Source organism: Aquibaculum arenosum, from assembly GCF_029222965.1.
GTDB lineage: Bacteria > Pseudomonadota > Alphaproteobacteria > Kiloniellales > DSM-21159 > Aquibaculum > Aquibaculum arenosum.
This window is the reverse complement of sequence record NZ_JARHUD010000008.1, coordinates 161,915-167,914: the sequence shown is the minus strand read 5'-3', so window position 1 is coordinate 167,914 and position 6,000 is coordinate 161,915. Positions and strand designations below refer to the sequence as shown.

The following is a 6,000-nucleotide window of genomic DNA, read 5'->3' as shown; positions in this document are numbered from 1 at the left end:
CAGAGAGGACCGCCGACCTCCATAGCCCCGCCGAGGCTGCAGGGTAAGGCGAGCGCAATACTGAAGCACGGCGCGGCTTGGCTGCTTCAGAACATCAAACCCGGTTGTTAGAGGTCCTCAGCTGGCGCAGCATGCCGATGATGGGCGCGAATCCCACGCCGCCGGCGATCAGCACGAGGGGCCGCTGCGGCCGACCATGCAGGCAGAAGGTGCCGTGCGGTCCGTCGAGGTAGGCGCGGGTGCCCACGGGGATGCTGCCGATCTGCCGGGTGAAGTCGCCGCTCTCCTTGATGGTGAAGGCAATTTGGGGGCGCTCCGCCGGCGCCGAGGAGATGGAGAAGGGATGCTCGGTGAGACTGAAGGCGGAGTGCCCGAGGTTGAGCCAGGCGAACTGGCCGGCCTCGAAGGGCGGCGCCTTTCCGTCCTCGGGCTCGAGCCGGATCTCCCACATGCGCTCGGCCACCGGCCGGTTGCCGATGACACGCCAAGGGGTGCCGCGCTGGGCCAGCGGCTTGATCAGATAGACCTGGACCAGGGACAGGAGCGCAAGTCCGGTCAGGATCAGCCAGAAGCCGGCCAGCCAGGGATTGTCGCTGTAGGTGCCCACCCGCAGCGTGTGGTGGGTGCTCAGCACCGCAATGGCAGCCGCACCCAGGCCGTGGCTCAACCGCCAGGCTTCGTAGGGCAGGGGCAGCAGGTCGCGAAAGATGCCCAGGGGGACGAGCAGGAGCAGGAGGACCCAGGCGATCACCCCGCTGCGCAGCCCCTGTGAACTGAACATCCGCACCAGACTGGCCAGCGCCGCATCGGGGCTCTCGGCCAGGCGCGGCATGGCGTAGAGCAGCGGATGCACAAGGATGAAGGCCAGCAGGCTGAAGGCGATGAGCTGGTGAAAGCGCATCACCAGGTCGATGCCGACCCGCCCGGACAGGGAGCGGAAGCGCCCGGACAGCAGGAACTGCGCCAGCAGCATGGCAAAGCCGACCAGCACCAGGCCGGAGGAAAGCTCGCGCCAGAAGCTGCGCGCGGGCAGCCTCTGCAGCCAGGCCAGCAGCAGCGGCGTCAGGGCGAGCACCCCGTAAAGCCCGATCAGCAGGAGGGGGGGGAATGCCGGGGCGGCGGGCCTGGGTGCTGTGGGGCTGACTCACAGGGCGATCTCCTGGCGTGTGGCGCCGGTTTGGTCTGCAATTGAGCAGGAACTTGGCAGAGAAGTTCTTCCGCCGGCAAGACTGTCAGCCAGCCGCTGCAGGAACTTGGCGCAGGTCACCTGATGCTCCGGCACGGCCTGGGCGAGACTGTGCAGCGTGGTGGGAGAGCAGGGTCGTGGTGCGTCGGCATGGCGATAGAAGGTTTCGACGCAGGCCGCGAGGCTGTGGGGATCGGCCGAGACGTTGAGCGAGGCCGCAGTTGTCACCAGCCGCAGGTTTCCGCGCTGCTGCCAGCGCTGCGACAGCCCGGCCAGCTTGCGGCCCGCAAGGGCGATATCCCAGCGACCCGGGCAGAAGGCCGTGGCGCATTCGCCGACCTCGAACGCAAGCCCGTAGCTGGCACCGACGGCTGCCAGAAGGCCGGCCAGTTCGCCGTAGCCGGCGTCCATCGAGAAGTCCGCCGGTGCCACCCGGGCCAGGGCCAGTTGCAGCGTACCGGGACCCACCGGGCAGGCGCTGCCGCCGCTGCGCCGGACCAGAAGCGGCCAGCCTGCCGCCTCCAGCGCGCTTCGGGCCCGGGGCAGGTCGGGGAGGCGCGTATCGCTGTGCCCCAGGATCAGGGCCTGCGGCGCCTGCCAGGCCAGGAGGAGCACCGGGCGTTCCGGCCCGAGTGCTCCCGCCAATTGCTCCTGACGCTGCAGGCCCGCTGCTGCCGTGGAGAATCGCTCCTTCAGCAGCAGCGGTGGATGGCCCTTAACCACTCTCCAGCCGGGCGATCACCGAGCCGGGGCGGACCGTGCCGTCCTTGGGCACGACAATCCGCAGCGTTCCGGCGGCCGGTGCCGCGATGTCGAAGCTGGACTTCTCCACCATCAGCTCGGCCAGGGTCGCGCCCTCCGGCACCTCCGCGCCGTCGCTGTAGAACCAGTTGGCAACGATGCCCTCGGGCGTCTTGTTTGCGTCCCAGAGGTCTTCGGGAACGGTGACATCCGTCATCTCAGCCAGCCTTCCCCAGGGTGATGCGCGTCGCTGCCGCAATGGTCTCCGCGTTGGGCAGGACGAACTGCTCCATGGGACGGCTATAGGGGATCGGCACGTCGGGTACCGCCAGGCGTTGCGGCGGCGCCTTCAGCAGGCCGGGATCCTTCTCGACCACGCTGGCGATCACCTCCGCTGTCAGGCCGTAGCTGCGGTAGTCCTCGTCGACCACCACCAGGCGCCCGGTCTTGGCGACGGACTGCAGAATGGTCTCGCGATCGAGTGGCACCAGTGAGCGCAGGTCGATCACCTCCGCATCGATGCCATCCTTTTCCAGGGCGCGGGCCGCGTCCATGGCACGATGGACCATCATGCTGAGCGTGACCAGGGTCACGTCCTTGCCGGCGCGCACCACGCGGGCTTCGCCGAAGGGCAGGGTGTAGGCCTCCTCCGGCACCGCGGTGGCCGCCTCCTCGGGCGAGGCCATCCAGGCCAGGCCCTGCAGGCCCTTGTGGAACATGAAGACCACCGGGCTGTCGTCGCGGATCGCGGCGGCCATCAGGCCCTTGGCGTCATAGGCGTTGGAGGGGGCCACCACCTTCATGCCGGGCAGGTGGGCGAAGGTGGCGTGCAGGGTCTGCGAATGCTGGCCGGCATCGGAGTAGCCGCCGCCCGTGGCGGTCATGATCACCATGGGGACTTTGCAGTTCCCGCCGGAGAAGTAGGTGTTCTTGGCGGCCAGATTGTAGATGGAATCCATGCACACACCGAAGAAGTCGACGAACATCAACTCGACGATCGGGCGCATGCCGGCCATGGCGGCGCCGACGCCGGCGCCGATGAAACCGGTCTCTGAGATGGGGGTGTCACGCACCCGCTCCTCGCCGAATTCGTCCAACAGCCCGGCGGTCGCACCGAAGATTCCGCCGTAGGTGCCGATGTCTTCGCCCATGACGAAGACGCTGGGGTCCGTGCGCATTTCCAGAGCGATGGCTTCGGCCATCGCGCGCGAAACGGTCAACTGACGATTGCTCGACATGACGCTCTCCTTGAAGGGCTGGCCGCTCAGGCGAAGACGTGGGTCAGGGCTTCTTCCGGCGCCGGATAGTCGGCGGCCCGGGCGAAGGCGTAAGCCTCGTCCACCTCCTGCCTGGCGCGATCGCGAGCGGCGTCGGCCTCCTCGGCCGTGATCTCACCGCCCTCCAGCATGGCCTTGCGCAGACGCTCGATCGGGTCCTTGGCCTTCAGGGCCTCGACCTCGCCCTTCGGGCGGTAGAGTTCCGGATCGCCCTGGAAGTGGCCGTAGTAGCGGTAGGTCTCGACCTCGATCAGGCTCGGCCCCTCGCCGCGGCGCGCCCGCGCCACGGCTTCCCCGGCCACCTCGAAGAGCGCGAGGGTGTCGTTGTCGGCCACGTGATGGCCCGGCATGCCGTAGCCGGCGGCGCGCTGGCTCGTGTCGGCAATGGCGGTGGCCTTGCTCTTGGGCACCGAGATGCCCCAGGCATTGTCCTCGATCACGAAAACCACCGGCAGTTTCCACAAGCCTGCCAGGTTGAGGGCTTCGTGGGTGGCCCCCTGGTTGGCGGCACCTTCGCCGATATAGCTGACCGAAATCGCGTCGCTGCCCTTCAGCTTGGCGGCCAGGGCCGCGCCCACGGCGGGGCCGGTGCCCTCGGCGATGATGCCGCTGCAGGCGAAGTTCACCGCCGGGTCAAAGAGGTGCATATGCCCGCCGCGGCCGCCGGACAGGCCGCTCTTCTTGCCGAAGATCTCGGCGGTCATCCTGTTCAGATCGACGCCCTTGGCAATCGCGACATGATGCGGACGATGGGGGGCGGTGACCGTGTCCTCGGGGCGGAGATGCACGCACACCCCGGCGGCGCAGGGTTCCTGCCCGGCGGCCAGGTGCATTTCCCCGGGCACCGTTCCGGCGCCGATGTCGAACTTGGGCTGTTTTCCCTCCATGTAGACGGTCGCCATGGTGTCCTCGTAGTAGCGCGCCTTCTCCATGGCCTCGTACATCCAGAGCAACTGCGCCTTGCTGGGCATGGGCTTCCTCCTTGGGTTCTTGGTGGAGCCTCTGTTCTCGCCATTGCGGCCCGGGCTCTTGGACGCTTTCAGTATGAACGCGGTTTGACGGGATGGAGTTGATATCGGTCAAAAAGCGTATGATGCGGAGACGAGCAATTCATGCGCGTGCCGCACCGACGAAGGTTGCGACGATGAAGGCCAGGCTGGCCGCCAGAAGACCCGGGATTGCTGCCAGGCCAAGGGCCACCGCGACGTCGACTAGGGAACGGAGGTCGCTGAGCGCTGCGTGGGTCCAGGTTGGGATCAGGGGCGTGATCAGGGCGGTTACGACGGCACCCACCACAAGGGCGATCAGCAGGCCGCCGCGCAGCCCCTGCCCCCGGCGTAAGGCGCGAACGATTGCCAGCAGCACGCCGAGCGCAAGCAGGAGCATCAGCACCACGGCTGGCCAGAACAGCGCGCCAAGACTCTCGCGGGCAATGGCGAATAGGACGAGGGGGTGCATGTCGGACATAATCTTCGCTCCCTGCTTCAGGCCAGGCCGCGCAGCATGGCGCGGTAGGCGCCCTGCAATCCCTTCTCCTCGATCAGCCAGGAGACCCAGAGCTCTTCCAGCGGTGCGATGAAGGGAAAGGAGGGGACGAGCTGTCCCTCGTAGTCGAACTCGATCAGCATGGCGCGGCCGTATCGGGTGACCAGGGGGCAGGAGGTGTAGCCGTTGTAGCTGGCCTGCGGCTCCCTGCCATTCAACTCGTCGATGAAGTTTGCGGCCACGACGGGCACCTGCCATTTGACGCTGGCGGCCGTCTTGCCGCGCGGCACGCCGGCCACATCTCCGAGCGCGAAGACATTGGCAAAGCGAGCGTGGCGCAGACTGTGGCGTTCAACTTCGACCCAGCCGTCGCCGGCCAGCGGTCCCTCCTGCCAGGGCAGCGGGCTGTTGCGCACGGCCGCTGGCGCGCGCATGGGCGGCACCACATGGATGAAGTCGTAGCCGAGCGTGACCTCACCGTCGGGCGTGGCATAGGTCGCTTCGCGCCGTCCCGGATCGATCGCCGTCAGCAAGTGGGAGCGGTTGACGGCGATGCCGCGCTCGGCAAAGAGCTGCGACACCTTGTCGTGCACCGGAGGCACGGCAAAAACCACATCGGAATGGGCGTTGTAGATCAGTTCCACCCTGCTGCGCCGGTCCGCCCGGCGGGCCTTGTCCTCGGTGATGAAGGTCATCTTGAGGGGCGCTCCGGCGCACTTCATCTCGCCGTCCGGCCGACCAAAGAGGCCGACGCCGCCGTTTTCGACGAAGCGATCCATGGCCGCCGCGGTGGCTGCAGCCGCAGACGGACCAGCATAGACGCTGCCGATGCCTTCGCGCCCGATCAGCGCCTCTTCCATGCCCGCGATGGCCTCGTAGTCGAGCGCGAGGCCGGTGGTCACGAAGAGGAAATCGTAGTCAATCTCCTGGCCGGAGGCGGTGACGATGCGGTTGTCTTCCGGTTTGAAAGCGGCCACGGCGTCCTGGATCCAGTCCACCCCGGCAGGCACGTAGGTGGCGGTCCGCTCGATGACCGCTTCGGGGCGCCAGAGGCCTGCAGCCACCAAGGTAAAGCCGGGCTGAAAGTAGTGATCACGCCGCGCGTCCACCAGCGTGATGCTGGCGTTGGGTGCTTGGCGACGCAATCGCGCGGCCAGTGAGAGACCGGCGGCCCCGGCCCCCGCTATGGCTATGCGAACGCTCACCTCGGCGGTGGGCGCCGCCGCGGCCGGCCGGCCCAGGCTGGCCAGGGCGGCGGCGCCGAGGGAACCCAGAAGGAACTGACGTCGCTGCATGGCGCATCTCCGCTTT

Annotated in this window: 7 protein-coding genes; all 7 read right to left on the bottom strand. The window is 67.7% G+C overall.

Translation table 11 applies throughout. The annotated features are described in order from the left end of the window. Positions 1-94: 94 nt before the first annotated feature. The 7 genes from P2G67_RS13665 to P2G67_RS13635 all read right to left on the bottom strand — a co-directional run bounded on the left by P2G67_RS13665 (position 95) and on the right by P2G67_RS13635 (position 5,984). A complete protein-coding gene (locus P2G67_RS13665; RefSeq protein WP_275823796.1) occupies positions 95-1,075 on the bottom strand; it encodes a ferredoxin reductase family protein in 981 nt (326 codons plus the stop codon). Between the two features lie 69 nt (positions 1,076-1,144). Continuing rightward, positions 1,145-1,909: a lipoyl protein ligase domain-containing protein gene (locus P2G67_RS13660; protein WP_275823795.1), complete on the bottom strand. Its 765-nt coding sequence runs from the start codon at positions 1,907-1,909 to the stop codon at positions 1,145-1,147. Next, positions 1,902-2,144 carry a biotin/lipoyl-containing protein gene (locus P2G67_RS13655; RefSeq protein WP_275823794.1) on the bottom strand — a complete coding sequence of 81 codons (243 nt, stop codon included), beginning with the start codon at positions 2,142-2,144 and terminating at the stop codon, positions 1,902-1,904. The genes P2G67_RS13660 and P2G67_RS13655 overlap by 8 nt, the downstream gene beginning before the upstream one ends. Position 2,145: 1 nt before the next feature. Further along, entirely contained in the window at positions 2,146-3,165 is a 1,020-nt protein-coding gene (locus P2G67_RS13650) for an alpha-ketoacid dehydrogenase subunit beta (RefSeq protein ID WP_275823793.1), read from the bottom strand. A gap of 26 nt (positions 3,166-3,191) precedes the next feature. Further along, positions 3,192-4,175 (bottom strand): thiamine pyrophosphate-dependent dehydrogenase E1 component subunit alpha, encoded by a 984-nt coding sequence (locus P2G67_RS13645; RefSeq protein WP_275823792.1) that lies wholly within the window; start codon positions 4,173-4,175, stop codon positions 3,192-3,194. 139 nt (positions 4,176-4,314) lie between these two features. After that, complete coding sequence (locus P2G67_RS13640) at positions 4,315-4,671, bottom strand: DUF5368 family protein (RefSeq protein WP_275823791.1); 357 nt, start codon at positions 4,669-4,671, stop codon at positions 4,315-4,317. 17 nt (positions 4,672-4,688) lie between these two features. After that, positions 4,689-5,984 (bottom strand): NAD(P)/FAD-dependent oxidoreductase, encoded by a 1,296-nt coding sequence (locus P2G67_RS13635; RefSeq protein WP_275823790.1) that lies wholly within the window; start codon positions 5,982-5,984, stop codon positions 4,689-4,691. Between the last annotated feature and the right edge of the window lie 16 nt (positions 5,985-6,000).